Genomic DNA, 26,754 nt, shown 5'->3' with positions numbered 1-26,754 from the left:
TCCGTCAAACCGCGGTGACGCGACGGTGACGGCGAAACAAGCGCCGGCTCAGATGTCCGTTTAGGAGATTTCGTCCCGGCAACCTTATGGCCATGGCCGAAACGAGAACGGGACTACGGGTGTTGTCGTGGCACGTGCATGGCTCCTGGACGACATCGTTCGTGCGGGGGCCGCATACCTACCTGGTGCCACGGTTGCGCGGCGGCGGTCCGTGGGGTCTCGGTCGCGCGGGGCGGGACTGGCCACCGAACGTGCGCGAGGTCGCCCTCGGTGAACCACTCGAGGTGGATGTCGCGGTCCTGCAACGGCCGGAAGAGTTCGCCCTTGTCGAAGGGTGGCTCGGCCGCCGACCCGGAATCGACCTTCCGGCCGTGTACGTGGAGCACAACACTCCGCGAGAACACGCGGTCACCAGCCGCCATCCGCTGGCCGGGCAGGACGCGGTGCCCGTCGTGCACGTGACTCACTTCAACGATCTGATGTGGGACAACGGTGATTGCCCGACCCAGGTGATCCCGCACGGCGTGGTGGACCCCGGATATCGTTACACCGGAATGCTTTCCCGCACCGCGGTGATGATCAACGAGCCGGTGCGCCGTGGCCGGATCACCGGCACCGACCTGTTGCCCGCCTTCGCCGAAGACGGGCCAGTCGACGTGTTCGGGATCGGCACCGACGCGCTCGGTGCGCCGCTGACCGGCGTCGGGGACCTCGCCACCGCGGACCTGCACACCGAGGTCGCGCGGCGGCGCGTCTATCTGCACACCGCACGGTGGACATCGCTCGGCCTGTCCTTGATCGAAGCGATGCTGCTGGGCATGCCGGTCGTCAGCCTGGGTACCACGGAGGCCTTTCGAGCCGTGCCACCGGAAGCCGGTGTCGTCGACACCGATGTCGGACGGCTTCGCGAAGGCGTCCGCGCCTTCCTGAACGACCCCGATCTCGCCCGCGTGACCGGCAAAGCGGCGCGCGAATCGGCGTTGGCCGACTTCGGGATCGAGAAATTCCTGCGTGCCTGGGACCGCTTACTGACCGAAACCTTCGAGCGGACGCGGTAACGCGCAGTGTCGCCCCAACGAACTCGCGGGAAGGAGAAGAGCCATGAAGATTTCCCTGGTTTCCGAACATGCGAGCCCGCTGGCCGCGCTCGGCGGGGTGGACGCGGGCGGGCAGAACGTGCACGTCGCCGAGCTTTCCGCCGCGTTGCGCCGGCGCGGACACGATGTCACCGTCTACACGCGACGGGATTCCGCACGGCTGCCGCGTGAGGTCGACACGCCGCAGGGTTACCGGGTGGTGCACGTGCCCGCCGGGCCGGCGCGGCAACTGCCCAAGGACGCACTGCTGCCGCACATGGACGAGTTCGGCGAATTCCTGCGGAACGAGTGGACACGCGACGAGCCGGACCTGGTCCACGCCCACTTCTGGATGTCCGGTCTCGCCTGCCTCGCCGCCGTCGAAGGCACCGGAATTCCCATGGTGCAGACCTTTCACGCGCTGGGCTCGGTGAAGAAGCGGCACCAGGGGGACGCCGACACCAGTCCGGAAGGGCGGATCGAGCTGGAGCGGTCGATCTGCCGCAGGGCCGACCAGGTGGTGGCGACCTGCTCCAACGAGGTCTTCGAAATCGCGCGGATGGGCGTGCCGCTGCCCCGGTCGCGGACCTCGGTCATCCCCTGCGGGGTCGACCTGAACCTGTTCACGCCGGAAGGCCCCCGCGCGCCCCGCACGGCGCGGCACCGGATCGTGACCGCCGGCCGTCTGGTGCCGCGCAAGGGTTTCGAGGTCGCGGTGGCGGCACTCGCGCGACTGCCCGAGACGGAACTGGTCATCGCGGGTGGCCCGGTCGAAGACGACCCGGAGGCGCGGCGCCTGTCAGGGCTGGCCGAAGAGCTGGGGGTGGCCGACCGGCTGCGGATGCCCGGGCTGGTATCCCGTGCGGACATGCCTCCGTTGCTGCGCTCGGCCGATGCGGTGGTGTGCACGCCGACCTACGAACCGTTCGGCATGGTGCCGCTGGAAACGATGGCCTCCGGGACGCCGGTCGTCGGGTCCGCGGTGGGTGGTCTTATCGACACGGTGGTCGACGGGCGAACCGGTTTCCTGGTGCCGCCCGGGGATCCGGACGCCGTCGCCGCCGCCGTCCGAAAGCTCTGCGCAAGCGACCAGCTTCGCGAAGCCTACGGTGCCGCCGGTGCCGCGAGGGCTCGTAAGCGGTACTCGTGGGACCAGATAGCGGCCGAGACGGCCTCGGTCTACCACCAGGTTCACACCGCCGGGCGCACCGGCCGGAGGATGGCGCTGTAACACACAGGAATAACGAGATCCGTCGCTCGTCACGTCAGCCGACGTAACGGCGAGCGACGGAATTCCGCTGGGAGTCCTCAAGGGACATCAGGCCCGCCTCGACCGTCCGGGGGACGACGCGGCGATTCCTGACCACCCAAGGAAGTCCACGCAGTGCGGCCGCGACCGCGCTCGCGGTCGCACCGTCGGCAGGGGCGGAACGAAGGACGGCGGCGGTCCGCCGCAGCGCGCTCCGGACCGGGCGCCGAAGCCATAGGGTCCACAACGTGTTGCGGATGCCCAGCTTGCGACGGTCACGGGAGTCACGGCTGGCCGACGGTGCGTGGTGGATGACGACGTCTTCGGCCCAGCACATCCACCAGCCCGCCGCGGCGAGATCGAGGGCGAGCAACTCTTCCTCGCCGCCGAGCCACATTCGCGGGGAAAAGCCACCGACTTCACGGAAGGCCGAAACCCGGAACACGGACAGGCCCGCCATCACACCCAGTAGCGCTGGACCGGGCAACCAGTCCGGGCCGCGCACCGGGGAATGCCGCAGTTCCGAGGTCAGTGGGTCCTCTTCCAACCCCGGCTCGACAAGGCAGCGTCCGGTGACCGAGGCCAGGCCCGGATACCGTTCGAGCAGCTCGGTGGCGCGGGTCAGCGCGCCGGCCTGCCACCGCGTGTCGTCGTCGCAGAAGGCGACATACGGCGTGGTCAGCAGGTCCACGGCGACGTTGCGGCCGACCGCGCCCAGGTTGCGGTCACTGCGAATCAACCGGACTTCAGGATGTTCACGAGCCACCGCGTCGGCCGTCCCGTCGGCCGACCCGTTGTCCACCACGATCATCGGTGCCGCATCCGGCAAAGACGTCATCCAGCGCAAGGTTTCGAGCAGTTCTTCCCTGCGATTATGAGTGATGACGACAGCGGTAACCGAATTCACGCGGCCTCCAGGGTACGGACGTCGTGTTCGACCCGGCTCGGCAACGGCCTGCGGGCCTTGAGAGCACGGAGAAGACGGCGCAGGGCGGCGCCGAGCGCCAGCGCCGCACCCGGGTCGCGCGGAATCTCGCGGGCGAGTTCCGTCACGGCGCGCAGGCACTCCCGCGGTGGCCGCCGGAGCCACGCGATCAGGACGTTGTTGCGCTGCTCCAGGTGGCGACGCCGTCCCGTCGCCCGCCGGGTGGAAGGGTGATGGTGCGCGCGGATTTCCGGGACATAGCACAACTTCCAGCCCAGCGCGGCCAGGTCGTAGGACAACAGTTTCTCCTCGGCGGCGAAATGCAGCAATGAGCTGAACCCGCCCGCTTCGCGATACGCCCGCACCCGCACGATCGCCGAGCAGGCAAGAAAGCCGAGCACCGAAGGCCCCGGCAGCGCCGGGTCACGGCCGAGCGGACTGTCCATCATCGCCTCGTGCACCGGATCTTCTCGCTCCGCGTCCCCGACCAGGGTCTTCGCCGCGATCAACCCCACCCCCGGGTGGACGGCCAGCAGCGATTCCGCCTGTGTCAGCGCATCCGGAGCCCACCACGAGTCGTCGTCGCTGAAGGCCACATACGGAGTCCTGGCCAACGCCACGCCGACGTTCCGGGCCGCCGCTCCCGCGTTGGCGGTCAGGTGCACCACCGTCACCCCGGGGACCCGGCCCGCGCGATGCGCGGTGTCGTCGGTGGAGCCGTTGTCCACCACGATGATCGGTGGTGCCGGTCGCAGAGCACGCAGCCGCGCGAGCGTCCGCTCCAGTTCGTCCGCCCGGTCCCGTGTCGCGATGACCACGGTCGTTCGTGATGTCATGCGGTCAGTTCCTCGCGCAGCTCGCGGACCAATTCCGTCATCGGCGGTTCGGTCGACGACTTCGCCACGGCCATCGCCTTCGCCTTGCCTTCGCTTGACCGGCACCAACGCCACCAATGCTCGAGCGCGGGCGGGTCAGCCAGGGTCAGCGCGGGCCAGCGCAACGCCTGGGCCTGCGCGGTGAGCTTGCCTCCTCCGGAGACCGGGTCCACCGCGAGTACGGGCACCCCGGCACGCAGGCCGAGGACGAGGCCGTGCAACCGGGTGGTCACGATCACGTCCAACCGCGACAGCACCGACGCGAACTGGTCCGGTGTCGAGCAGTGCCGCCAGTCGGTGGTGTCCAACCGGGTGTCCAGCGGAAGCCACGCACAGTCCACTTCGGACATCCACGCCGAGAGGGTGTCATGGACGGTGTCGTGCCGCCGCCGGTCGCCGTACTCGGCCTGTCCAGGGGCGAAGATCACTCCGGCGACCGGCGTGGCGGCCGTGTCGCCGGACAAGGAAAGATCGGCGCGGGCGGGGCCGCATCCGTCGCGGGCCAGCACCCGGTGGAAGCCGGTGACCGCCGGATCCCGCGCGTCGAGCACGGAAACGCCGACCGCGATGCGCTCGCAATCGGCGAATTCGTGGTGCAACTGTTCGACCTGCCAGCCGTGCACCGGGCCACAGGCGAAGACAAGATGCGTGTAGTCGCGGGGATCGGTTTCGGCGAGCGTGCGCGCGCTGGGTAAATAGCCGTCACTCCACGCGATGTCCGCGGCGATACCCGATTCGGTGAGCGCGGAACGCACACACCGCAGGCTGAGCACGTCACCCGCGGTCGCCTCTCCGTGCCGGAAACTCGCCCAGCCGGTGACCAATACCCGCATGCGGCCCGAGTACCCGATGGGCCCACGGTGAACCACTGGTTTCGCCGCGTTTTCAACGGGTATCACGCAGGGCGTGTCGTTTACCCGCGCGCTGGTCACCGGCGGATCAGGTTTTCTGGGCAGCCATCTCTGCGAGTCGTTGCTCCGGGACGACGTGGACGTGGTGTGCCTGGACAACTTCGCCACCGGCGCGGCGGCGAACGTCACACATCTCGCCGGCCAGGCGGGGTTCACGATGCTGGAGCACGACGTCACGCGGCCTTTCGAGGTCGAAGGCGAGTTCGATCTGGTGGCGCATCTGGCGTCGGCCGCGTCGCCCCCGGACTACTTCGGGCTTCCCATCGAAACATTGCGGGCCGGCGCTCTGGGGACGGCCAACGCGCTGGATCTCGCGCGGGCCCATGGCGCGCGGTTCCTGCTCGCCTCGACCAGCGAGGTCTACGGCGACCCCCTGGTGCACCCTCAGCCGGAAACGTACTGGGGCAATGTGAATCCGATCGGGCCCCGGAGTGTCTACGACGAGGCGAAGCGTTATGCGGAGGCGCTGACCACCGCCTATCGTCGCGAGTTCGGCGTGGACACCACGATCGCGCGCATTTTCAACACCTACGGTCCGCGCATGCGACCCGACGACGGCAGGATGATCCCGTCCTTCGTGTGCCAGGCGCTGACCGGGCAGCCTCTGACCGTCACCGGGCGCGGTGATCAGACTCGTTCGGTGTGTTATGTCGACGACACCGTCCGTGGTCTGGTCGCGCTCGCGGCGAGCGGCCATTCGGGACCGGTCAACCTCGGTAATCCGGACGAACGTCCGGTGCTCGCCCTCGCGCGGGAAATTCGGGAAGTGACGGGGGCGGACGTGCCGATCCGGCACGTGGATGCCGCCGTGGACGATCCGAAGCGGCGTTGCCCCGATATCTCGCTGGCGAAGTCCGTCCTGGACTGGCGCCCGGAAATTTCGTTTTCCGAAGGAATCTCGCGCACCGTCGCGTGGTTCGCCGATGGCTTCGCAGAGCAAGTGTCGCTTCACTGAGTAGCGACGTCCAGGGAATTCAGTCTTTTACTGTTTGACGTTGACTGCGCCGGGTAGCGCTATAGAGAACCTGAGTTCGACCACGAGCAGGGAGGGCCCGTATGCGAATCCTGGGCGTGAACGCGATCTTCCACGATCCGGCGGCCGCGCTCGTGGTCGACGGGGAAATCGTGGCAGCGGCCGAAGAGGAGCGATTCTCGCGGCGTAAGCACGGTAAGCGGCCCGTTCCGTTTTCCGCGTGGGAGCAGCCGGAGGCCGCGGCCGCGTGGTGCTTGCGCCGCGGCGGTATCGAGGCGAGGGACCTCGACGCGGTGGGCTTTTCCTACGACCCGGCGCTCGTCGACCATGACCTGGGCGGGCTCGATCCGACCTGGGAGCCGCTGCGCACCACCTACGCCGAACGTGCGCCTTTCCTTCTCCAGAGCGCATTGCCCGGACTCGACCCGTCGATCGTGAAGTTCGTCCCCCATCACGTGGCACACGCCGCTTCGGCCGCGTTGGCCGCGCCGTTCGACGACTGCGCGGTGCTGGTGGCCGATGGCCGGGGAGAAAGTGCCTCCGCCCTCGCCGGTCAGTACCGCGAGGGAAAACTCGAAGAGCTGGCCACCCAGCGCCTCCCGCATTCGCTCGGGCTGATGTACGAGGACCTTACCGAACACCTCGGTTTCGCCCGCTCCAGCGACGAGTACAAGGTGATGGCGCTGGCCTCCTACGGCAAGCCACGGTTTCTGGACGAGCTGTCCACATTGGTCTACCTGACCGGCGAAGGCGGCTTCCGCACCGAACAGATCGACTGGGATTCCTTCGCGCCGCGACGGCGGCGGGGTTCGTCTTTCGACGACGTCCATGCCGACCTCGCGGCGAGTGTCCAGAAACGGCTGGAGGATGTGCTGCTGGGACTGCTCGACTGGTTGCACGCGCGCACCGGGCAACGGAACCTGGCCATGGCCGGTGGCACCGCGCTCAACTGCGTCGCCAACACCCGGCTGCTCGCGGAAGGCCCGTTCGAGCGGTTATGGGTGCAGCCCGCCGCCGGTGACGCCGGTACGGCGCTGGGTGCCGCGCTGCAACTGGCGGCCGAGTCCGGCGAGCCGAGGACGACCATGACGAGCGCCGCTCTCGGTCGTGATTGGACGGACGACGAACTGGAAGAAGTACTACGGCATGCGAAAATCCGGTACGAACGCCCGCCAGACCTCGCCGCGACGGTCGCCGACGCGCTGGCGGACGACCAGATAGTCGCCTGGTTCCAGGGCCGCGCCGAATTCGGTCCGCGCGCGCTGGGCCACCGGTCGCTGCTCGCGCATCCGGGTTACGAAGCCAACCTGGAACGGCTCAACGATGTGAAGGGCCGTGAACAGTTCCGGCCCGTGGCGCCGATGGTCCTGGCCGATCGCGCCGGTGACCTGTTCGGGCGAGGCCCGATTCCCAGTCCGTACATGCTTTTCGTCCACGATGTCGCGCCGGAATGGCGGGACCGTATACCGGCGGTGACCCATGTGGACGGTACGGCGCGGATCCAGACCGTCGATGCCGGGGCCGAACCGCTGATGGCCGCGGTGCTCCGCGAGTTCGAGCGCCGGACCGGATTGCCCACGGTCGTCAACACCAGCCTCAACACGGCGGGCAGGCCGATGGTCGACAGCCCGCGCGACGCGCTGGAATGCTTCGGCTCGGCGCCGGTGGACCTGCTCGCGATCGGACCTTTCGTGGTGCTGCGATGACGGGGTACTCGATCGTGATTCCGACCACCGGCCGGGACAACCTTCACGCGCTCCTCGACGATCTCCGCCAGGGCGAAAACCCGTTGCTCAAGGAAATCATCGTCGTCGACGACCGGCCGAAGGCCCCTCAGCGGGCCCGGGAACTGCGCGTGGAAGGTGCGCGAGTGCTCGTCTCGGGCGGCCGTGGTCCCGCCGCCGCCCGGAACACCGGCTGGCTCGCGGCCGCCACCGAATGGATCGCCTTCCTCGACGACGACGTGCGGGTTTCCCCGCGCTGGCACGCCGATCTGGTCGCCGACATCGCGGATCAGCCCGCCGACGTGGGAGCGTCACAGGCGGAAATCACCGTCCCGCTGTCCGAAGATCGCAAACCGACCGACGACGAGCGCGGCACCGCCGCCTTGGCGAAGGCCCGGTGGATCACCGCGGACATGGCCTACCGCCGGGAGGCGCTGCTCGCCGTGGGCGGTTTCGACGAACGTTTTCCGCGCGCCTACCGGGAAGACGCGGACCTGGCGCTGAGGGTCCGCGAGGCGGGCTATCGGATCGTCCGGGGGCAGCGGGTTACCGTCCACCCGGCGCGCCAGGCCGGTCCGCTGGCCAGCCTGCGCGCCCAGCGAGGCAACGCGGACAACGCCCTGATGCGTCGTAAGCACGGCCGGGCGTGGCGAAGGAAGGTCGGTGAAGGCCCGGGCAGGCTCGGCCGTCACGCGCTGACGACCATTTCGGGCGTCACCGCTTTGGCCGCGCTCACGGCTCGGCGGAGGCCGGTCGCCCTCGCCGCAGCCGCCGCCTGGACCGTGCTCACCGCCGAATTCGCGGCCCGCCGGATCGCGCCGGGCCCGAAGACGGCCGGGGAAATCGGCCGGATGCTGCTCACCAGCGTGCTCATCCCGCCGGCCGCGTGCGCGCACCGGATCGCGGGCGAAGCCAAGGCGCGGCGCACAAAGCCGCCCGGACAACCGGTGCCTCCCGCCGCCATCCTCTTCGACCGGGACGACACGCTGATCGTCGATGTGCCCTATCTCGGAGATCCGGAACGGGTGCGGCCGGTGCCCGGCGCGGAGGAAATCCTTACGCTGCTGCGAAAGGCCGGCATTCCCGTCGGCGTGGTGAGCAACCAGTCCGGAGTCTCTCGCGGCCTGATCACCGAGCAGGACGTCGAAGCCGTGAACGCCAAGGTGGAACAGGTACTCGGACCGTTCGGAACCTGGCAGGTCTGCGTGCACGGCGACGACGACCGTTGCTCCTGCCGCAAACCCGCGCCCGGCCTGATCCTGCGGGCGGCCGAAGCGCTCGGCGTCCAGGTACGCGAATGTGTCGTGATCGGTGACACCGGAGCCGACGTGGACGCGGCGGAGGCCGCCGGTGCGGTGGGCATTCTGGTGCCGACCGCGCGCACGCTGCCCGAAGAGGTCGAACGCGCCCGTCTCGTCGCGCCGAACCTGCGCGAAGCCGTGCGGTTGGCGGGTGTGCGATGAAACGCGTTCTCGTCGCCCGTCTCGACAGCATCGGTGATGTGCTGCTCGCCGGACCGTGCGTGCGCGCGGTGGCGGCGCACGCCGAATCGGTGACCCTGCTCGCCGGACCGCGCGGCCGCGCCGCCGCCGAGCTTCTGCCCGGCGTCGACGAAATCATCGAATACCTGGCGCCGTGGATCGACCCCGAACCACCCCCGATCGCGGCCGAAGACGTGGAAAGCCTGGTGAAGCGGATCCGGAACGCGGAGATCGACCGGGCGCTCGTGCTGACCTCGTTCCACCAGTCCCCGCTGCCGCTCGCCCTGATCCTGCGGATGGCGGGCGTGCCGTGGATCGGCGCGATCAGCGAGGACTATCCGGGCTCCCTGCTCGATCTTCGCCACCGCGCCGACGGCGATCCGCCCGAGGCCGAACGCGCGCTGTCGCTGGCCGAAGCGGCCGGATTCCGCCTGCCCCCAGGGGATGACGGCACGCTGGCCGTGCGCCGCCCCCTGCCCGACGTGTCCGCGCTCACCGGCGACCCCGGTTACGTCGTCGTGCATCCCAACGCCTCTGTCCCCGCCCGGCAACCCTCTCTCGCCCGCAGCGCCGAACTGGTGCGGGCACTGGCATCCGAAGGCCATCGCGTCATCGTGACCGGCGCTCCCGGGGAGCCGACGGCGGAAGTCGCCGGCACCTCGGCGCGCGACCTCGGTGGTGCCACGGACCTGTCCGGGCTCGCTTCGGTGCTGGCGAACGCCGCGGTGGTGGTCGCGCCGAACACCGGTCCCGCCCATCTCGCCGCCGCCGTCGGCACGCCGGTGGTGTCGCTGTTCGCCCCGGTCGTTCCGGCGGCGCGCTGGGCGCCCTACGGCGTGCCCCACGTCGTCCTGGGCGACCAGCACGCACCCTGCCGGGACACGCGGGCGCGTGAATGCCCGGTACCGGGCCATCCCTGCCTCGACGCGCTGGCTCCCGGACCCGTGCTGGCTGCCGTCGCCGAGTTGACCGCAATCACGGGAGGATCTCAATGACTGTGTCAAGTAGCGGCGGGCACGGTCGGGGCTGTGGGTTTCCAGGTTCGGTTGTCGCGGAGCATGGCCCACAGCACGTCGACCAGGCGTCGGGCGAGGGCGATCATGGCTTTGGTGTGGCGTTGTCGCTCGGCCCTTTTGCGTTGGTAGAAGACGCGGGAGGGGCCGTCGGTCTTGAGGCTGGAGAAGGCGGCCATGTAGAACACATGCCGCAGCCGGCGGTGGTAACGCTGGGGTCGATGCAGCACTCCGGTGCGGCGGCCGGAGTCGTGGGGAACCGGCGCGAGGCCAGCGTAGGTGGCCAGCCGGGCGGGGGTGCCGAACGCAGCCAGGTCCCCGGCGGTGATGGCCAGGAACTCCGCCCCCAGGATCGGTCCCATTCCGGGCATGCTTTCGATGATCGCCGCTTGGGGGTGGGTGCGGAACCGCTGGGTGATCAGCTTGTCCAGATTCTTGATCTCTCGATCGAGGTCCAGCAGCTGACGTGCCAGCCGGTTGATCAAGGTAGCCGAGGTCGATTCTCCAGGCAGGGCAACAGTTTGTGCGTCCGCTGCGGCCAGCGCCTTGGCGACGATGCCGGGAATCGAGGGCCGGTGGGCGCCTTCGGCGTGCAGGTACCCGGACAGGCCTTGCTTGCCCGTTTCGCGGATGGCCGCTGGCGTGCAGTAGCGGGTGAGGAGGACCAGCGCCGAGCGGGTGGAGTAGTCGAAGGCGCGTTCCAAGGCCGGAAACACGCGGGTCAGCAGGTCACGCAGCCGGTTGACGCCCCGGACCCAGTCCGCCATCAGGTCAGCGCGGTGGCCGACCAGCAACGACAGTTCCACCACCATCTCGTCAGGCGTGTTGATCTCGGTCAGGTCCCGGCGCAGCCGCGCGGTCTCTGCGATGATCTTGGCGTCGCGGGCGTCGGTCTTGCCTTCACCGGCGAAAGCGCTGCTCATCCGGTTGACCACCGCGCCAGGCACGTAGCACACACGCTGACCGGCGGCGATCAGCAGCGCCAGCAGCAGCGCCGCCCCGGCCGAGGTCAGGTCCACCGCCCATCGCACCTCGCCGGCCGTGTCCGCGGCGCGCGCGATCAATCCCTCGATCGCGGTCTGGTCATTGGAAATCTGCTTGGACCACAACACGGTCCCGTCGCGGTCGATTGCCGTGGCGTGGTGGGAGATCTTGCCCGCGTCCACGCCTACCCAGGCCACATCAGGAACAGCCACTCGGCCTTGCCTCTCATCGGTGCCATCACGCCCGAAGGACTGCTCCGCTGGCATACCCCTAAACAGCGACTAACCGCCACGCATCTCAATGAGCAGCCGGAGAGTCCAGATCGACGGGGTGGCCATCCTCCCCGAGCCATCCAAGCGACAGTAAGTCGTCAGCCACGCCCCGTCGTCTCCGGGCGCCCAGGGCGATCTTCCCTGAACAACATCAACCTTAGGGGTACGTCGTGATCGAAGAACACTTCGCCGCGCTCCACAACGCTTTGGAGAGCACGCGCTACTACGCACCGCGAATCCGCGCCTGGGGCGAACATCTGGCCACCCGGCTGACCACCGGGTCGCGCCTGCTGACGTGCGGCAACGGCGGCAGCGCCGCCGAGGCGCAGCACCTGACCGGGGAACTGGTCGGCCGGTTCCTTTCCGAGCGGCAACCGCTTTCCGCGATCGCGCTGCACGCCGACACTTCGGCGGGCACGGCGATCATCAACGACTACGGCGGGCACGAACTGTTCGCCCGGCAGGTGCGCGCGCACGGCCGGCCCGGTGACGTGCTCATCGCGCTGTCCACCAGTGGCAGCAGTCAGAACGTGGTCACGGCGGTGAAGGCGGCGTCCGAACTCGGGGTCACGACCTGGGCGCTCACCGGGCCCGCCCCCAATCCACTGGCCGCGTTGTGCGACGACGCGATCGCGGTGGAGGCGCCCACCACGGCCACCGTGCAGGAAGTCCATCTGGCGCTGGTGCACGCCCTGTGCGCGGTGCTGGACGACGCGATCGGTGTGACGGCGTGAAGCCCCTGGTGGTGGTCGGCGACGCGCTGCTCGATGTCGACGTCGAAGGCAGCGCCGATCGGCTGTGCCCGGAGGCGCCCGCGCCCGTGGTGGACGTGAGCCGGCGCTGCCCGCGGCCGGGAGGCGCCGGGCTGGCCGGGTTGCTCGCCGCGCGGTCCGCGCCGGAGGTCATCGTCGTGACCGCGCTGGGCCACGACGATGCCGGCCGCAGGCTCGGCGAGTTGATCGGGCGGGAAGCGACCGTGGTACCGCTGCCGCTCGACGGCACGACGGTCACCAAGACGCGCGTCCGCGCCGGGGGCCAGACCCTGGTGCGGTTGGATTCCGGTGACGGCCGCGCGGCCTCGACCGCGCTGCGGGCCCGGTCCGCCGCGGCCCTGCACGGGGCCGGCGCCATTCTGGTGGCGGACTACGGGCGAGGAGTGGCCGCGCACCCGGAAATCCGCCGTCTGCTCACCGAACTGGCGCAGCGGATTCCGGTGGTGTGGGACCCCCACCCCCGTGGCAGCGCGCCGATTCCCGGCGCCCGGTTGATCACACCGAACGAAGCGGAGGCGCACGGTTTCGCGCCAGGGCACGGTGATCCGGTCGAACTGGCTCGTGCGCTTCGCGCGCGATGGGAAGCCGAGGCGGTCAGCGTCACCCTCGGCTCCCATGGTGCCGCGCTGTCCACCGGGCAGGTGGTGCCCGTATCGTCGTCCGCTCGCATGGCCGGCTCCCTGACCTCCGATGTCTGTGGCGCCGGGGACCGGTTCGCCACCGCCGCGACGGCCGCGCTGATGGCCGGCGCCTCGGAGGCGGACGCGGTGGCCGCCGCGGTGCAGGCGGCATCACGGTTCGTCCTGGCGGGCGGCGCATCCGCACTGTCCACTCCGGACTCACTTGACGATCCCGGCCCCCGGCACGGCCCGGAGGAAGTGTGGCAGGTGGTGGAGCGGACCCGCCGCGCCGGTGGCCGCCTGGTGGCCACCGGCGGATGCTTCGATCTGTTGCACCCCGGGCACGTCACGCTCCTCCGCCAGGCGAGGGCCTTGGGCGACGCCCTCGTCGTCTGCCTCAACTCCGACGAATCGGTGCGGGGGCTCAAGGGCGCGGGCCGCCCGATCCTGGCCGCCGCCGACCGCGCGCGGATGCTGTGTGAACTGTCCTCAGTGGACGCCGTGGCGATCTTCGACGAGCCGTCCCCGGGTCCGCTGCTGGACCGGCTCCGGCCCGACGTGTGGGTCAAGGGCGGCGACTACACCGGCAAGGAAATGCCCGAAGCCGCGACCGTGCGGCGCCACGGCGGCGAGGTGGTGCTGCTGCCCGTCGTCGACGGGCATTCGACCAGCCGCCTGGTCCAAGCGGCCCAGGCATCGGTGTGAAACCCGAAGCAGGAAAGGAGATCTCGTGCGCTCACCTGGCAATGTCCTGATCACCGGCGGTGCGTCCGGCCTCGGCGCGGCCACCGCACACGCGGTCAAGGAGGCGGGCGGGCGCCCGCTCGTCCTCGACCGGGCGGAAGTCGACGGCTTCGAACACCGGACCGTCGACCTCGCCGACTCCCCGGCGGCGGCCACCGCGGTCGCCGAACTGGCCGAAGAGGCCGGTGGCCTGAACGGAGTGTTCACCGCGGCGGGCATCGACGCCTGCGGCAAGCTCGGCGATGTGTCCACAGAGGACTGGGAGCGGGTCGTGCGGGTGAACCTGCTGGGCACCGTCGCGGTCGTCCGCGCCGCGCTCCCGTTCCTCGAACGGAGCCACGGCACGGTCGTCACCTGCGCGTCGACGCTCGGGCTCAAGGCGGTCAGCGACGCGACCGCCTACTGTGCCTCGAAGTTCGGCATCGTCGGCTTCAGCCGCGCGCTCGCGGCGGAGACCGCCGGACGCATCGGTGTCACCATGCTGGTGCCTGGCGGCATGGACACCGCGTTCTTCGACGGCCGTGACGAGCAGTACAAGCCGCCGCCGGACGCGAAACTCAACAATCCGGCCGACGTCGCCCAGTCCGTGCTGTTCGCGCTCGGCCAGCCCGAAGGGTGCGAGGTCCGGGAACTCGTCGTCTGTGGATCGGAAGAAAGCTCGTGGCCCTGATCCTGGTGCTCCGCGCGCTCGGCCTCGGCGACCTGCTCACGGCCGTACCGGCGCTGCGCGCGCTACGGCGGGCGCGTCCGGAAGAACGCGTCGTGCTCGCCGCACCGGCGGGCCTGGCCGACGTCGTCGGCTTGGTGGACGCCGTCGACGAGTTGCTGCCCACCGCCGGCCTCGGCGCGCTCGACTGGTCCGGGCCGCCGCCGTGCCTGGCGGTGAACCTCCATGGTGCCGGGCCGCAGAGCATCGCGGATCTGCTGGCCCAGCGGCCCGGCAGGCTGCTGACCCACCAGCACCCCGCCTACCCGGACGTACCCGGGCTCGGCTGGCGGCAGGATCTGCACGAGATCGACCGCTGGTGCCGCCTGATCGAGTACGGACGGTTTCCCGCCGACCGCACCGATTTCGCCCTGCCGCCGCCCTCGATGCCCAGTCCGGCACCCGGCGCGGTCGTCGTGCATCCCGGCGCGGCTTATGCCGCCCGCCGCTGGCCGCCCGAGCGCTACGCGAAGGTCGCGACCGCGCTGTTCACTTCCCAGAACCAGGTCGTGGTGACCGGGAGCGAGAGCGAACGGGACCTCGCGACCGCCGTCGCCGACGCCGCCGGGTTGCCCGATTCCGCTGTCCTCGCCGGGAAGACCGGGCTCGGGGAGCTGGCCGCGCTCGTCGCCGGAGCCTCGCTGGTCGTCTGCGGGGACACCGGTGTCGGACACCTGGCCACCGCGTTCGGCACTCCCTCGGTCCTGCTTTTCGGTCCTACCCCGCCGAAACTGTGGGGCCCGCCTCCGGGCGATCCGCGCCACGTGACGCTCTGGGCAGGCGATGTCGGTGACCCGCACTCCGATCAGCCCGACTCGGGGCTTCTGCTCCTTTCCGAGCATCAAGTGCTCATCGCCGCCGAGCGCCTGCTGGAGAAATCTCATGCCGAGTGAACAACGCGCCGTCGGTGTCGTAGGCGCCGGTTACGTCGGCTTGACCACGGCCGCCTGCCTCGCCCGGCTCGGACACGACGTGATCTGCGCGGACATCGACGAGTCCAAAGTGGACAAGTTGGGCCGCGCGGAGGTGCCGATCGCCGAGCCGGGGCTGCCCGCCCTGGTTCGGGAGGGCCTGGACTCTTCGCGGTTACGGTTCACCACCGAGCTTGGCGCCCTGGCCCGCTGCGACGTCGTACTGCTGTGCCTGCCGACGCCGATGAGCGAACAAGGGGACGCCGACCTCGGCGCCGTCGACGCCGCGCTCGGCGAGCTGGCACCCGTCCTCGCCCGTGGGTGCGTCCTGGCGACGAAGTCGACCGTGCCCGTCGGCACCACACTCCGGCTCCGGCAGCGGCTCAGCGGGAACTGGGGGCGAGCCGACGTCCGGGTCGTCAGCAATCCCGAGTTCCTGAGGGAAGGGCACGCGGTGACGGACTTCCTGCACCCGGACCGGATCGTGCTCGGCACGGACGACGACGCGGCGGGTGAGGCCGTCGCCGCGCTCTACGAGAACCTGGACGCGCCCGTGGTGCGCACCGGATTCGCCAGCGCCGAGCTGGCCAAGTACGCCAGCAACGGCTTTCTGGCGCTCAAACTGTCCTATGTGAACGAACTCGCCGAGTTGTGTGAGCGGCTCGGCGCGGACATCGGTGACGTGGGCCGCGTAATGGGCATGGACGGCCGGATCGGCCCCGCGTTCCTCGCCCCCGGCCCCGGCTGGGGCGGCTCCTGCCTGCCGAAGGACACCGAGGCCCTGGTGCGCACCTCGGGCACCGCGGGTCTTGACTTCCGCCTGCTGCGCGAGGCGACCTTGACCAACCTCCGGCAGCAGGACCGCGTGCTGGCCAAGGTGCGTCGCGCGGTCGGCGGTCGGCTCGCAGGGGCGCGAATCGGCGTGCTGGGGCTGACGTTCAAGGCGGGGACCGACGACCTCCGCCACTCCCCCGCCCTCGCGGTCGCGGACCGGCTCGCCCGCGAGGGCGCGATTCTGACCGCCTACGACCCGAAGGTCGAACCGCCCGGACCCGCCGGTCTCGACGCGCAGGTCGTCGACGACCCGTGCTTGGTGGCCAAGGACGCCGAAGTGATCCTCGTGCTCACCGAGTGGCCGGAATTCCGGCAACTCGATTGGCCGCGACTGGCCACGCTCAGTACCCACGCCACCGTCGTCGACACCCGCAACCTGCTCGACGCCGACGCACTCGCCCGCGCCGGCCTCCGGCACACCGGGACAGGCGCTGGGTGACGGTCCGGGCTTACCCTGCGCGGTTTCGGGTATCCGAGCGTCATGGGTAGCACCGGACGGTTTCTGATCATCGGCGGCGGACCAGCCGCCCTTGCCGCCGCGCGCGCGTACCGGGCGTGCGGGGGCGATGATGAGGTGTGCCTGATCAGCGCGGACAACGAAGCGCCCTACGCGAGGCCCCCGCTGTCCAAGGAGTATCTCCGCGGTGAGGCCGGGGACGGTGACCTTCCCCTGGAAGAGCGGGCCTTCTATCGCGACCAGGAGATTCACGTTTCCCTCGACGACGCGGTCGTCGGATGGGACACGTCGGCGAAGGTCGTCGCCACCGCGTCCGGCCGGACTCTCGAATACGGCCGCTGCCTGTTCGCGGCGGGCGCGGAACCGCGGCGGCCGAAGGTCCCCGGCGCGGATCATCCCGACGTCCGCACGCTTCGTTCGGCGCAGAGCGCACGGGAAATCCGTAGCGTGGCGGAAAGGACACGGAACGCGGTGATCGTCGGCGCCGGTTTCATCGGTTGCGAAGCGGCGGCTTCCATCAGCCGGCTCGGGACCCAGGTCACTCTCATCTGCCCGGGCCCGGTGCCGCAGCACCGCAGGCTCGGCACCGAGGCGGGCGCGGAGATCCTCCGCTGGCTCAAGTCCGAGGGCGTAAGCGTCCTTCGCGCGACGAAGCTGCTCGGCGTCGAAGACGGTTACCGCGTGCGCACGGACCTGGTGCCGCTGCTGGACACCGACCTCGTTCTGCTAGCCACCGGCGTCAAGCCGCGCGTGAGCCTGGCCGAACGAGCCGGCCTGGAAATCGAACAGGGCCGCGTCGTCGCTGACGAGAAGCTCGCCACCAGCGCAGATGGCGTCTACGCCGCAGGTGACGTGGCATTCGCCCTCAACGCGACCGCCGGACGACGGTTGCCCGTCGAACACTGGGGCGAAGCCGAGACCATGGGCGAAATCGCGGGAGCCAACGCGGCGGGTGAGAAGCGCGTCTGGCGCAACGCCCCCGGCTTCTGGTCGGTGATCGGCGACCGAGTGCTCAAATACGCCGCCTGGGGCGACGGGTTCACCGACGCGACGATGGTTCGCCACGACACGGCGCCGGGAGCCTTCACGGTCTGGTACGGCGACTCCGGCCGGACGGTCGGCGTCCTCACCCACCAGGCCGATGACGACTACGAAAACGGTTCGGAACTCGTGGAGCGGGGTGCGCCTGTCCCTGCCGTGCCTGTGGGGACACGCCGGTGACCGATCTTCTCGAAGCCGCCGGAACGCCCTTGGCGTGCGGCGGTGTCTTTCCGCTGCCCACCGGCGAGGACCACGATTTGTGGAAGCGCCTCGGCCGTGCGGGCTTCCGCCGTTGCTACGACGAAAACGCCCGTGTGCTCACCAGTTCCCGCCTCGCAGGCCGGGCCCCGCACGGCCTCGCCGCCCTGCTCCGTCGCCTCTCCCCCTCGTAACTCCCCTGTAGCGTCAGTCGGTGGACAGCGCTTCCAGGAGGTCACCGACCTTCGGGTCCTTCAGGGCACGAGCGACGTCCGCCTGCGCGACGATGCCGACGAGCTCGTGCCCGTCGATCACGGGCAGCCTGCGCACCTTGTGCTCCCGCATGGTCCGCAGGATCTCCTCGGCGTCATCGTCCGCGCCGATCGTGACGGCCTCGCCCTGCGCCAGGTCGCCGGCCCGGATCGCGCGAGGGTCCTTACCGGCGGCCAGCACCTCGACCACGATGTCACGATCGGTCAGCATGCCCTTGAGCCGATCGTCCTCGCCGCAGATCGGCAGTGCCCCCACCGACAGGTCGGCCATCCGGCGCGCGGCGTCGAGCACGGCTTCGCTCGCGCGGACGCACTGCGGGTTCTCGGTCATGATGTCGCGTGCCTTGGTCATCGTTCCTCCTTGGTAGGCGACTCCTGGGTGTGACGTTCCTTCACATACCCACCAGATCAGGACTCAATCCGGTTGATTTCCGGCCGATGCGCGGGAAGGCACGACAGTCCTGGTAGCGAACGAACCGGCTACGAGGCACGCGAATGGTCCATTCGCTCGGTTTTCATTGTACCCGAAAGTGTACAACACAGGTTCGATATGCCGATAGACTGGGCACATGGCCGCATTGACTCCGGAGCACGTGTCCTCGCTGAGTGACACGGCGGTGCTGGATGCGTTGCGGGAAACCGAAATCCGGCGCCGTCGGCTGTATCGGGACGAGCTTGTGCTCGTTGCGGAAATCGAGTCGCGGGGCATTGCGACGAGCCGGCCGGCCTCGTCCCCGACAGGGAGATCCGTTACGTCGTCGAACAAATCAGGTTCGGGCATGATCGGAGCCATGAGCCTGCTCGACAGTCACAGCCAGGCGCTGGCCGAGTTCGACCGGACAGTGCATCTCGTCAAGGCGGACCAGTGGGACAACTCGACCCCCTGCACCGAGTGGACGGTGCGGGATCTGGTCAACCACCTCGTCTCCGAGCAGTTGTGGGTGCCACATCTGCTCGGCGGCGCCACGCTCGCGGAGGTCGGCGACCGTTACGACGGCGACGTGCTGGGCGATGACCCCGTGCGCGTGTGGGAAGAGTCCTCGAGAGCCGCGCGCGAAGCGTGGACCGCGGAAGGGGCGACCGAACGGACGGTGCACCTGTCCTTCGGTGACGCCGACGCGTCCCTCTACGGCTGGCAGATGGTCATCGACCTGGCGGTGCACGCGTGGGACCTCGCGATGGGTATCGGGGCGCCGCAGCCGATCGAGGACGATCTCGCCGAGGAGATCATCCGTGTCGCGGGTCCGATCATCGAGGCGGCGCAGGCCCCCGGCATCCTTGCCCCGCCGGTCGCGGTGCCCGCCACCGCCTCCGCGCCGGATCGGCTGGTCGCGCTCTGCGGCCGCGAACCGCGTTGATCTCACTGGTCCGGGGGCGCGATTCGGGCGCGCCCCCGGACCGAGTCGATCGAGCGTGCCGGAAAGTTCCGGGCGGTCGCGGGGAACTTTTCCCGGTGGGACACGACTAGTTCGACGTGCGATGCGTGATCTTCCGCGGGGCTTGCCGGCGCGGGGTCACGCTCGACGAGTCCCCCCGATTGGAGTGTCCCTTGTCCCGGTCCCTTCGAAGACTGGCCGTGCTCTGCGCGGCGGGCGTCTTGGCCGTGCTCGCCGCACCGGCGGTCGCCTCCGCCCACGTCACCGCGAATCCCAGCACCGCTGAGCAGGGCGGCTACGCGAAGATCACCTTCCGTGTTCCCGACGAGCGTGACAACGCCTCGACCACGCAGGTGGAGATCGACTTCCCCGCAGACCATCCGCTGGCGTCGGTGTCCACGCGCGCGGTGCCGGGCTGGACGGCGCAGGTGACCAAGGCGCCGCTGGCCAACCCCGTCACCATGGACGGCAAGCAGCTCACCGAGGCGGTCTCGAAGATCGTCTGGACCGGCGCCAAGATCTCGCCGGGACAGTTCGAGGAGTTCGACGTGTCGATGGGCCCGCTGCCTGCCGACGCCGGCCAAATGGTGTTCAAAGCGCTGCAGACCTACGACAACGGTGAGGTCGTCCGGTGGATCGACACCGCGGCGGCCGGTGCGCCCGAGCCCGAGCATCCGGCGCCCACCGTGAAGCTGGTTGCCAAGAACGCGCCCGTCACCGCGGCCGCGGTGAGCACCCCGCGGGACTCGGGCAGCAGCACTCCGACCGTGCTGGGGATCGTCGCCATCGTGCTCGCTGTCGCGGCGCTCGCGGTCGCCGTGTTGTTGCGCCGTCCCCGATCCCGGACGGACGGTTCTGGCGCCCAGTGACCAGTGCTGGGGCGCCTCGTCGCCTTCGGTTCGGCCTGCTCCTCCTCCTGACCGGGGTGCTCGCGCTGTTCGCCGGCGCCGGTACCGCGTCGGCGCACGCGGAGCTGGATTCGACCGATCCCGCGCGGGACGCGGTGCTGGACGCCGCGCCCGCGCGGGTGACGCTGACCTTCAGCGAGGCCATTCAGGTCGAGGGAGACGGCGTTCGCGTCTTCGATCCCGACGGGAACCAGGTGGAGTCGGGGCAGGCGACCCTCGGCGGGACCAGCGGGAACACCGTCGGCGTGGGTCTGCGCGGTGGGCTGGGCCAGGGCACCTACACCGTGTCCTGGCGGGTGATCTCCGCCGACTCCCACCCGATCGCCGGGGCGTTCACGTTCTCCGTCGGGCACGCGACGGCCGCACACGCGCCCACGGCCACGCCTCCGCCGAGCAGTACCGCCGTGAGCACGTTGTACGCGTTCGCGCGCGCTCTTGCCTTCGCCGCGTTCGCGGTGCTCATCGGTTCGGCGGCCTTCGTGGTCGTATGTCTGCCTTCGGCGCGCGGCTCCCGGACGATGCGGAGCCTGTTGTTCGCCGGCTGGGCCGGGTCGGTGGCCGGCTGGCTGGGTTGCCTGGTTTTGCAGGGCCCCTATGGGTTCGGGCTCGGCCTCGGGCACGTCTTCGACGCGGAGTTGGTGGGGAAGGTCCTCGACAGCAGACTCGGTATCGCGCTCGTCGCGCGGCTACTGCTGCTGATCGGGTGCTGGCTCTACATCGGGTGGCTGCACTCGGTACCGGTCACGGCCGGGCGGGGTCAACGCTGGGCACTTCGTGCGACGGGAGTGGCGCTCGCGGCCGGGCTGGCCGTGACCTGGTCGGTGGGCGGACATGCCTCGACCGGACTACAACCCGCGCTCGCACTGCCCGCCGACGTTCTCCATCTGCTCGCGATGGGACTGTGGCTGGGCGGGCTGACCGCGCTGCTCGTCGTGCTCGCCCGCCGCACCGCACCGGAGGCGGAACTGACCGGCGCGGCGCGGCGGTTTTCCCCGATCGCCGCCGGGTCCGTGGCCGTGCTGGTGATCACCGGCAGCTTTCAGGCGTGGCGTCAGCTCGGCTCGTGGAACGCGTGGCTGTCCACCGGATACGGACGGCTACTGCTGGTCAAGGTCGCGGTGGTGGCACTTCTGGTCGGCGCCGCCGCCTGGTCCCGCCGCTGGGTACGGCAGCACGGTGAAACGGGTCCACGGGCTTTGCGCCGGAGTGTGGTGGCGGAAACGGTGCTGGGTCTCGTGGTCGTGTCGATCACCGCGCTCCTGGTCGAATCGGAGCCGGGACGAGCCGCCACCGCGGCACCGCCGGGATCCGAACATCGAGAGATCGCCTACGACACCGGCGGCACCGGCGGCACCGGTCTGGTGAAGGTCGACGTCGAGCCCGCGACGAGCGGGGCCGACACGGTCCGGCTCTCCGTCGAAGACGATTCCGGGCGGCCACGCGATGTCCCCGAACTCCGCGCCGCCCTGATCCTGCCGGCGCGGGCGATCGGCCCCCTGGAGATTCCCTTGCGGCACAACGGAACGGGCCGTTACGAGGCACCGGGCACCCAGATTCCCGCCGCTGGCACGTGGCAGCTCGCGGTGACGGTCCGTACCTCGGACATCGACGAAACGGTGGTCGCCACCACGCTCGAAATCCACTAGTGAACCGGTTGCGTTCGAGGGCCGTGTGCCCGGCACAAGGGCGCGACGACATCGAGGGAAATCACCATGAACAAAACGGCTGCGGGACTGGCCGCGGCGATCACCACCTCGGCACTGATACTGGGCGGCTGTTCCGGCGGTGCTCAGTCCAGCGGTGACATGGGCGGCATGACCATGAGCGGCACCACGGCCGACGCCTCCGCGACCGCCCACGACACCACCGACGTGGTCTTCACCCAGCAGATGATCGCGCACCACCAGCAGGGTCAGGACATGGTCGCACTGGCGTCCTCGCACGCTTCGGACCCCCGGGTGAAGGCGCTGGCGAGCAAGATCGACCAAGCGCAGGGAGCGCAGGTCACCGCCATGCGCGGATGGCTCGTCAAGTGGGGCGTGACCACGCCGTCCGGCACCATGACCGCCATGCCGGGCATGGAGGGCATGCCCGGCATGGGATCCATGAACCTGATGAGCGACTCGGACATGCGGCAACTCCGGCAGGCCCAAGGCGCCGCGTTCGACAAGCTCTTCGTGCGGATGATGACCGCTCATCACGAGAGCGGAGTCGGCATGGCCCGGGGCGAGGTGGCCGCCGGCACCAGCGCGCAGGCCAAGGCGCTGGCGCAGAACATCATCACCGACGAAACCGCGGAAATCGACGAAATGCGCCAGGTGCAGACCGCTCCGTAGCGTTTACCCGGTCGCGGCTGACGAAGGCCCGGTGAGGTGAGCCTCGGCGTACTTGCGGAACGCGGCGACCAGACGTCCGCGCTCGTCCGCGCGAGTGGCCAGCACGACGTGCGAGGGATCGATGTCGTCCACCGGAATCGCGGTGAGGTCGGGACGCAGCGCGGTGATGCCGTTGTCGACGGCGACGACCACGGCCTGCCCGGCGGCGACGAGTTCGAACTTGTCCTCGATGCTGTCGATGACCGGACCGTCGGGCGCGGGACGGCCGTCGGGACGCGGATCGATGCGCCAGTAGGCACTCCACGCCGGGTCCGAATCGCGGAGCCGGGGCATCGGCTCGTCGGCGATGTCGTCGAGGGTGATGTGTTCCTTGCCCGCCAGCCGATGATCCCGGGGCACGATCAGGACGCGCGGCTCGTCGTAGAGGACCGTGACGCGCAACCCCTCGGTGGGAAAAGGCAGCCGCGCGACCACCACGTCCATCCGATGTTCCAGCAGTGCCTGCTGGACGTCGTTCCAGGACACGTACTGGACACGCACGTCGGCGTCGGGATGCCGGTGGCGCATCTCGCGGACGGCGGGAGTGATGATCATGCCTGTGGTGTAACCGATGGTGAGGCGGCTGGGCTGGGCCGCGGCCTTGGTGCGCGCGACGGCCTGAGCCGCACTGCGCAGCAGTGCCTTGGCCTGCGGCAGGAACACCTTGCCTGCCTCGGTGAGGCTGCTGCCCCGCGGGGTCCGGTCCAGCAGCCGGGCGCCGATCTGGTGCTCGAGGCGGTGGATCTGCCGGCTCAGTGACGGCTGGGTCACGTGCAGGGCCTCGGCCGCGCGGCCGAAATGCCGGTGTTCGGCGACGACCGTGAAGCAGTGCACCAGTCGCAGGTCCAGGTCCACGTCAGGCGAGTCCGGCATGGCCCCCACGGTACTCCCGGCCCAAGGCTGTGCGGCGGTCACGAACTGGGGTGATACACGAACCGTATTGCGTGATGCGAAGTTTCATTGGCTCACCCAGCGCGCCCGGGCACGTCGTCCGCCGAGAACGAGCCACTGAATTGATCTGCCGATCACCCGTTGTCCCCCGCATGAGCTACTCGCGAATGTCCGCAGCGGGGTGATTCGCGACAGGGCTCTCACCTCGTAGTTTTTCGCTCACAGGCCGACGCGCCAGCCGCGAAACCGAGGAAAGGAAACCCCGAGATGTTCTCCCGAAACCCTGCCAGGACCGAGACCGCCGCCACCGGGCGCAGGGCGCCGGCCTGGTTGCGGACCTGGCGCTTCCCGTTGCTGCTGATCGCCACCCTGGTCCTGATGGCCGCCGCGCAGGAGCTGACCGTGGTCCTGGCCGGTCTGTCCATTCTGGACTTTCTGGTGGGCGTGGCCGCCGGAGCGGTCGTCTTGTTCTGCTACGTCCGGCTGAGCAAGTTCGTCGAAGGGCGGCGGTCGGTCACCGAGCTGCCGCGCGAAAAGGCCCGGTCCGGGCTGCTGGTGGGCACCGCACTCGGGGGTGGCGCGTTCCTGCTCACCATGCTGATCATCCTGGTGTTCGGCGGCTGGCAGGTGACCGGCGGCGACTCCGGGAAGTTCCTGGGCACGATCGGGATCATGGCCTGCACCGCGGTCACCGAAGAAGTGGTCTTCCGGGGAGTCGTCTTCCGCATCGCCGAAGAACGCTTCGGTACCTGGATCGCGCTGGCGATCTCCGCGGTTCTCTTCGGCGTGATACACCTCGGCGGGATCTCCGAAACCAGCGCGGGCGCGGAACTGTGGGGCGTGTGCGCGATCATCCTGCAGGGCGGGCTTCTCCTCGGCGCCGGCTACATGGCCACCCGCACATTGTGGGTGCCGATCGGCCTCCACTTCGCCTGGAACACCTTCGAAGCCGGCTTCGGCACCGCGGTCTCGGGCAAGACCAGCGAATTCGGCAGCCTGATCCAAACCACCCTCACCGGCTCCCCGGTCGTCACCGGCGGTTCGTTCGGCCCCGAAGCGGGCGTGGCGGCCATCTTCTCCTGCCTGCTGGCCGCCGGCCTCATGATCGCCTACGGCGTCCGCCGCGGCAACATCGTGCGACGCGGCCAGACCCGGGAACCGCGAGCCACCCTCGCCTGATCCCCTCCGATCATGTGCCCGGCGCGAGTCCCGCGCGGGCACACGATCATGTCCGGGGTGGAGACGGATCTCCACCCGGGATACGGCGGTCGCCCCACGACGGTGGCCCGTGATCCTTCTAGCGTCGGGTGCGTTCCGATGACCTGTTTCGCCGTGGGAGGTGGGACCGTTGAGCGGTCCTCTCGAAATCGTTCTGATCATCGCCGCTGTCGGCTACGTCCTTGCTCGCCGTCTGCTCGGTGAACCGGTCGACGCCAGGCGCACGCTGCTGCTGCCCGCCGTGCTCACCGGAGTCGGTTTCACCGACCTGACCAAGGTGGCGCAGTCACCGGTCTCCATCGGGTTCCTCGTCGGCACCACCGTGATCAGCTTGGTGCTGGGCCTGTTGCGCGGGGCGAGCATCCGGGTGTTCGAGAAGGACGGCGTGGTCCATCTCCGGTACACGGTGACGACCTTGGTGCTGTGGGCGGCCAACCTGGTGGTGAAGTTCGGTGCCGGTTTCGCGCTGGGGCTCGCCGACCCGAAGGCCGAGCACGCGGCGAGCAGCGGGCTGATGCTCACGCTGGGCGCCGGCCTGCTGGTGGAGGGCCTGGCGGTAATGTCCAAGGCCATGCGGACCAACGGCCGGATGACAGGAGCCATGGGGCGAGGCGGCCAGGCGGTCGCTCTGTCCCCCCTGCTGGACGGGTTCCGTGACCGCCAGGACCGACACGGTCGTCGCGGTCGATGACCACAGCCGGTCCGGTGCGGCCGGCACCGCGATTCGCCGACGAACTGGCCCGCCCGTTCATCCTCGCCACCGTCGCGGCCGTCAGCGTGGTCCAGCTCGCCGTGCGCCCGCTGGGCTTTCTCCCTTGGCTGGTCTGGGTACTGACGGTGGTGGCGATCGCCTCCGGCATGATCACCACGCTGCCCGCGCGCCGCGTCCCGGACCGGGTCCAGGTGGTGCTGGTGTCCTCGTTCATGCTCGCCGGCGCGCTTCTGTTCCCGTTGGCCCAGGGCACGGGGGCGATGGCGCTGGCCTATCTCGCGGCCGCCACGGCAGGGGAAAAGCCCGCCTCCCGCCGGACCGCGTTCGTGATCGTCGGCGCCGGGTCGGCCGTCGCCACGGCCGCGACCTGGGGCGCCACCCTGGTGCACCTGCCCGGCCAATCGCCGTGGTGGCTGGCGCTGACGGTGGGCCTGCCGGTCTACGTCGGCACCGCCCGCCGTGACCGGGCGAACGCGATCGCCGCGGCCGAACTGGCCGCGCGGGAGGGCAAACGCGCGGCGGCGTCCGAAGCCCGAGAGGCCGCGTTGGAGGAACGTGGCCGGATCGCCCGGGAAATCCACGACGTCCTCGGCCATTCCCTGTCCGGTATCGCCCTGCAGTTGGAGATGGCCGATGCCCTGCACGGCGACGGCCGCGACACCGAGGCCAACGAGGCGGTGCGGCGCGCACGGGCCATGGCGGTGTCCGGGATCGGCGAGACCCGTCGTGCGCTTCACGCCCTGCGCGAAGACACACTGCCGCTGCCGGAAACCATCGCACGGCTCGCGGAAGGCAACTCCGCGAAATTCGCGCTACGCGGCGAGCCGGGTGAAGTCCGGGTCGAGGCGGCCCAGGCCGTCATCCGCACCGCGCAGGAGGCGATCACCAACGCACACCGGCACGCCCGCGGCGCCGAGGTGAATCTGTTGCTGGACTACACCGACCACCTGATTCGGCTGACGGTCACCGACAACGGGGCGCCCGGATCGCTCGCCTCGCCCGATGACCCGGGCAGTGGGATGGGTCTGGTCGGCATGCGCGAACGTGCCAGTCTGCTCAGTGGCACGCTGTACGCCGGTCCCGCCGAACCGGCAGGCTGGACGGTGCGATTGGAGTTGCCTCGATGACACCCCTTGTATCGACCCGCGGCTGTCAAGGCGACCACAGCGCAGACTTGCGGAGGGAAACTGTTGACACCGATCAGGTTGCTGGTCGTGGACGACCAGGCGGCGGTC

Annotated in this window: 26 protein-coding genes; 20 read left to right on the top strand and 6 right to left on the bottom strand. The window is 69.8% G+C overall.

The genetic code is table 11. The features are described from left to right. Window positions 1-92 precede the first annotated feature (92 nt). Both ACFSXZ_RS25390 and ACFSXZ_RS25385 read left to right on the top strand, forming a co-directional pair. On the top strand, window positions 93-1,058 hold the full coding sequence (locus ACFSXZ_RS25390) for a glycosyltransferase (RefSeq protein WP_378267693.1): 966 nt from the start codon (window positions 93-95) through the stop codon (window positions 1,056-1,058). 43 nt (window positions 1,059-1,101) lie between these two features. Beyond that, window positions 1,102-2,307, top strand: a complete 1,206-nt coding sequence (locus ACFSXZ_RS25385; protein ID WP_378267692.1) for a glycosyltransferase — start codon at window positions 1,102-1,104, stop codon at window positions 2,305-2,307. A 34-nt stretch (window positions 2,308-2,341) separates the two neighbouring features. Here ACFSXZ_RS25385 and ACFSXZ_RS25380 read toward each other — a convergent pair whose 3' ends face one another. The 3 genes from ACFSXZ_RS25380 to ACFSXZ_RS25370 are packed head-to-tail and all read right to left on the bottom strand — an operon-like array spanning window position 2,342 to window position 4,958. Then, on the bottom strand, window positions 2,342-3,232 hold the full coding sequence (locus tag ACFSXZ_RS25380) for a glycosyltransferase family 2 protein (protein ID WP_378267691.1): 891 nt from the start codon (window positions 3,230-3,232) through the stop codon (window positions 2,342-2,344). After that, window positions 3,229-4,086 carry a glycosyltransferase family 2 protein gene (locus tag ACFSXZ_RS25375; RefSeq protein WP_378267690.1) on the bottom strand — a complete coding sequence of 286 codons (858 nt, stop codon included), beginning with the start codon at window positions 4,084-4,086 and terminating at the stop codon, window positions 3,229-3,231. The genes ACFSXZ_RS25380 and ACFSXZ_RS25375 overlap by 4 nt, the downstream gene beginning before the upstream one ends. Further along, window positions 4,083-4,958, bottom strand: coding sequence for a polysaccharide pyruvyl transferase family protein (locus tag ACFSXZ_RS25370; protein WP_378267689.1), 876 nt, complete (start codon window positions 4,956-4,958; stop codon window positions 4,083-4,085). Before ACFSXZ_RS25370 ends, ACFSXZ_RS25375 begins: the two co-directional genes overlap by 4 nt. Before the next feature lie 73 nt (window positions 4,959-5,031). On the opposite strand from ACFSXZ_RS25370, the gene ACFSXZ_RS25365 reads away from it, so the two are divergent. The 4 genes from ACFSXZ_RS25365 (at window position 5,032) to ACFSXZ_RS25350 (ending at window position 10,209) form a co-directional block, all read left to right on the top strand. After that, window positions 5,032-5,991: a UDP-glucuronic acid decarboxylase family protein gene (locus ACFSXZ_RS25365; protein WP_378267688.1), complete on the top strand. Its 960-nt coding sequence runs from the start codon at window positions 5,032-5,034 to the stop codon at window positions 5,989-5,991. 101 nt (window positions 5,992-6,092) lie between these two features. After that, a complete protein-coding gene (locus ACFSXZ_RS25360) occupies window positions 6,093-7,715 on the top strand; it encodes a carbamoyltransferase family protein (RefSeq protein WP_378267687.1) in 1,623 nt (540 codons plus the stop codon). Further along, the gene (locus ACFSXZ_RS25355) at window positions 7,712-9,196 is read left to right on the top strand and encodes an HAD-IIIA family hydrolase (protein WP_378267686.1); all 1,485 of its coding nucleotides are present in this window, start codon (window positions 7,712-7,714) and stop codon (window positions 9,194-9,196) included. The genes ACFSXZ_RS25360 and ACFSXZ_RS25355 overlap by 4 nt, the downstream gene beginning before the upstream one ends. Further along, window positions 9,193-10,209 carry a glycosyltransferase family 9 protein gene (locus ACFSXZ_RS25350; RefSeq protein ID WP_378267685.1) on the top strand — a complete coding sequence of 339 codons (1,017 nt, stop codon included), beginning with the start codon at window positions 9,193-9,195 and terminating at the stop codon, window positions 10,207-10,209. The genes ACFSXZ_RS25355 and ACFSXZ_RS25350 overlap by 4 nt, the downstream gene beginning before the upstream one ends. 5 nt (window positions 10,210-10,214) lie before the next feature. Here the strand turns inward: ACFSXZ_RS25350 and ACFSXZ_RS25345 are convergent, their stop codons facing one another. Further along, entirely contained in the window at window positions 10,215-11,423 is a 1,209-nt protein-coding gene (locus ACFSXZ_RS25345) for an IS110 family transposase (protein ID WP_378267684.1), read from the bottom strand. A gap of 230 nt (window positions 11,424-11,653) precedes the next feature. On the opposite strand from ACFSXZ_RS25345, the gene ACFSXZ_RS25340 reads away from it, so the two are divergent. Genes ACFSXZ_RS25340 through ACFSXZ_RS25310 form a run of 7 tightly spaced genes read left to right on the top strand, consistent with a single transcriptional unit; the run spans window position 11,654 to window position 17,961 of the window. Next, on the top strand, window positions 11,654-12,217 hold the full coding sequence (locus ACFSXZ_RS25340) for a D-sedoheptulose-7-phosphate isomerase (protein ID WP_378267683.1): 564 nt from the start codon (window positions 11,654-11,656) through the stop codon (window positions 12,215-12,217). Continuing rightward, on the top strand, window positions 12,214-13,581 hold the full coding sequence (locus ACFSXZ_RS25335) for a PfkB family carbohydrate kinase (RefSeq protein WP_378267682.1): 1,368 nt from the start codon (window positions 12,214-12,216) through the stop codon (window positions 13,579-13,581). Before ACFSXZ_RS25340 ends, ACFSXZ_RS25335 begins: the two co-directional genes overlap by 4 nt. A gap of 25 nt (window positions 13,582-13,606) precedes the next feature. Continuing rightward, the gene (locus ACFSXZ_RS25330; RefSeq protein ID WP_378267681.1) at window positions 13,607-14,290 is read left to right on the top strand and encodes an SDR family oxidoreductase; all 684 of its coding nucleotides are present in this window, start codon (window positions 13,607-13,609) and stop codon (window positions 14,288-14,290) included. Continuing rightward, window positions 14,281-15,219, top strand: coding sequence for a glycosyltransferase family 9 protein (locus tag ACFSXZ_RS25325; RefSeq protein WP_378267680.1), 939 nt, complete (start codon window positions 14,281-14,283; stop codon window positions 15,217-15,219). The genes ACFSXZ_RS25330 and ACFSXZ_RS25325 overlap by 10 nt, the downstream gene beginning before the upstream one ends. Beyond that, a complete protein-coding gene (locus tag ACFSXZ_RS25320) occupies window positions 15,209-16,510 on the top strand; it encodes a UDP-glucose dehydrogenase family protein (protein WP_378267679.1) in 1,302 nt (433 codons plus the stop codon). The genes ACFSXZ_RS25325 and ACFSXZ_RS25320 overlap by 11 nt, the downstream gene beginning before the upstream one ends. 42 nt (window positions 16,511-16,552) lie before the next feature. Continuing rightward, a complete protein-coding gene (locus ACFSXZ_RS25315) occupies window positions 16,553-17,749 on the top strand; it encodes an NAD(P)/FAD-dependent oxidoreductase (protein ID WP_378267678.1) in 1,197 nt (398 codons plus the stop codon). Then, entirely contained in the window at window positions 17,746-17,961 is a 216-nt protein-coding gene (locus ACFSXZ_RS25310; protein WP_378267677.1) for a hypothetical protein, read from the top strand. The genes ACFSXZ_RS25315 and ACFSXZ_RS25310 overlap by 4 nt, the downstream gene beginning before the upstream one ends. A gap of 13 nt (window positions 17,962-17,974) precedes the next feature. Here the strand turns inward: ACFSXZ_RS25310 and ACFSXZ_RS25305 are convergent, their stop codons facing one another. Then, entirely contained in the window at window positions 17,975-18,391 is a 417-nt protein-coding gene (locus ACFSXZ_RS25305) for a CBS domain-containing protein (protein WP_378267676.1), read from the bottom strand. Window positions 18,392-18,818: 427 nt separating this feature from the next. Here ACFSXZ_RS25305 and ACFSXZ_RS25300 point away from each other — a divergent pair, with 427 nt between their 5' ends. The 4 genes from ACFSXZ_RS25300 to ACFSXZ_RS25285 all read left to right on the top strand — a co-directional run bounded on the left by ACFSXZ_RS25300 (window position 18,819) and on the right by ACFSXZ_RS25285 (window position 22,659). Next, on the top strand, window positions 18,819-19,397 hold the full coding sequence (locus ACFSXZ_RS25300) for a TIGR03086 family metal-binding protein (protein ID WP_378267675.1): 579 nt from the start codon (window positions 18,819-18,821) through the stop codon (window positions 19,395-19,397). Between the two features lie 191 nt (window positions 19,398-19,588). Continuing rightward, window positions 19,589-20,284: a YcnI family protein gene (locus ACFSXZ_RS25295; RefSeq protein WP_378267674.1), complete on the top strand. Its 696-nt coding sequence runs from the start codon at window positions 19,589-19,591 to the stop codon at window positions 20,282-20,284. Then, window positions 20,281-21,969, top strand: coding sequence for a copper resistance CopC/CopD family protein (locus ACFSXZ_RS25290; RefSeq protein ID WP_378267673.1), 1,689 nt, complete (start codon window positions 20,281-20,283; stop codon window positions 21,967-21,969). Before ACFSXZ_RS25295 ends, ACFSXZ_RS25290 begins: the two co-directional genes overlap by 4 nt. 66 nt (window positions 21,970-22,035) lie before the next feature. Then, on the top strand, window positions 22,036-22,659 hold the full coding sequence (locus ACFSXZ_RS25285) for a DUF305 domain-containing protein (RefSeq protein ID WP_378267672.1): 624 nt from the start codon (window positions 22,036-22,038) through the stop codon (window positions 22,657-22,659). A 3-nt stretch (window positions 22,660-22,662) separates the two neighbouring features. Here ACFSXZ_RS25285 and ACFSXZ_RS25280 read toward each other — a convergent pair whose 3' ends face one another. Then, complete coding sequence (locus ACFSXZ_RS25280; RefSeq protein ID WP_378267671.1) at window positions 22,663-23,571, bottom strand: LysR family transcriptional regulator; 909 nt, start codon at window positions 23,569-23,571, stop codon at window positions 22,663-22,665. Between the two features lie 285 nt (window positions 23,572-23,856). Here ACFSXZ_RS25280 and ACFSXZ_RS25275 point away from each other — a divergent pair, with 285 nt between their 5' ends. The 3 genes from ACFSXZ_RS25275 (at window position 23,857) to ACFSXZ_RS25265 (ending at window position 26,646) form a co-directional block, all read left to right on the top strand. Then, window positions 23,857-24,768, top strand: coding sequence for a CPBP family intramembrane glutamic endopeptidase (locus ACFSXZ_RS25275; protein ID WP_378267670.1), 912 nt, complete (start codon window positions 23,857-23,859; stop codon window positions 24,766-24,768). Between the two features lie 169 nt (window positions 24,769-24,937). Next, complete coding sequence (locus ACFSXZ_RS25270) at window positions 24,938-25,498, top strand: DUF1453 domain-containing protein (RefSeq protein WP_378267669.1); 561 nt, start codon at window positions 24,938-24,940, stop codon at window positions 25,496-25,498. Continuing rightward, a complete protein-coding gene (locus ACFSXZ_RS25265) occupies window positions 25,495-26,646 on the top strand; it encodes a sensor histidine kinase (RefSeq protein ID WP_378267668.1) in 1,152 nt (383 codons plus the stop codon). The genes ACFSXZ_RS25270 and ACFSXZ_RS25265 overlap by 4 nt, the downstream gene beginning before the upstream one ends. Window positions 26,647-26,754 lie beyond the last annotated feature (108 nt).

Origin of the sequence: Amycolatopsis pigmentata (genome assembly GCF_042684065.1) — a bacterium.
Taxonomy (GTDB): Bacteria; Actinomycetota; Actinomycetes; order Mycobacteriales; family Pseudonocardiaceae; genus Amycolatopsis_E; species Amycolatopsis_E pigmentata.
This window is presented reverse-complemented; position numbering and strand designations above follow the sequence as displayed.

Bases quoted from the DNA above. Each gene is read 5' to 3' on its own strand.
- ACFSXZ_RS25390 (WP_378267693.1), top strand. From the start codon at position 93: ATGGCCGAAACGAGAACGGGACTACGGGTGTTGTCGTGGCACGTGCAT.
- ACFSXZ_RS25385 (WP_378267692.1), top strand. From the start codon at position 1,102: ATGAAGATTTCCCTGGTTTCCGAACATGCGAGCCCGCTGGCCGCGCTC.
- ACFSXZ_RS25375 (WP_378267690.1), bottom strand. From the start codon at position 4,086: ATGACATCACGAACGACCGTGGTCATCGCGACACGGGACCGGGCGGAC.
- ACFSXZ_RS25370 (WP_378267689.1), bottom strand. From the start codon at position 4,958: ATGCGGGTATTGGTCACCGGCTGGGCGAGTTTCCGGCACGGAGAGGCG.
- ACFSXZ_RS25360 (WP_378267687.1), top strand. From the start codon at position 6,093: ATGCGAATCCTGGGCGTGAACGCGATCTTCCACGATCCGGCGGCCGCG.
- ACFSXZ_RS25355 (WP_378267686.1), top strand. From the start codon at position 7,712: ATGACGGGGTACTCGATCGTGATTCCGACCACCGGCCGGGACAACCTT.
- ACFSXZ_RS25350 (WP_378267685.1), top strand. From the start codon at position 9,193: ATGAAACGCGTTCTCGTCGCCCGTCTCGACAGCATCGGTGATGTGCTG.
- ACFSXZ_RS25320 (WP_378267679.1), top strand. From the start codon at position 15,209: ATGCCGAGTGAACAACGCGCCGTCGGTGTCGTAGGCGCCGGTTACGTC.
- ACFSXZ_RS25315 (WP_378267678.1), top strand. From the start codon at position 16,553: ATGGGTAGCACCGGACGGTTTCTGATCATCGGCGGCGGACCAGCCGCC.
- ACFSXZ_RS25305 (WP_378267676.1), bottom strand. From the start codon at position 18,391: ATGACCAAGGCACGCGACATCATGACCGAGAACCCGCAGTGCGTCCGC.
- ACFSXZ_RS25300 (WP_378267675.1), top strand. From the start codon at position 18,819: ATGATCGGAGCCATGAGCCTGCTCGACAGTCACAGCCAGGCGCTGGCC.
- ACFSXZ_RS25285 (WP_378267672.1), top strand. From the start codon at position 22,036: ATGAACAAAACGGCTGCGGGACTGGCCGCGGCGATCACCACCTCGGCA.
- ACFSXZ_RS25280 (WP_378267671.1), bottom strand. From the start codon at position 23,571: ATGCCGGACTCGCCTGACGTGGACCTGGACCTGCGACTGGTGCACTGC.
- ACFSXZ_RS25275 (WP_378267670.1), top strand. From the start codon at position 23,857: ATGTTCTCCCGAAACCCTGCCAGGACCGAGACCGCCGCCACCGGGCGC.
- ACFSXZ_RS25265 (WP_378267668.1), top strand. From the start codon at position 25,495: ATGACCACAGCCGGTCCGGTGCGGCCGGCACCGCGATTCGCCGACGAA.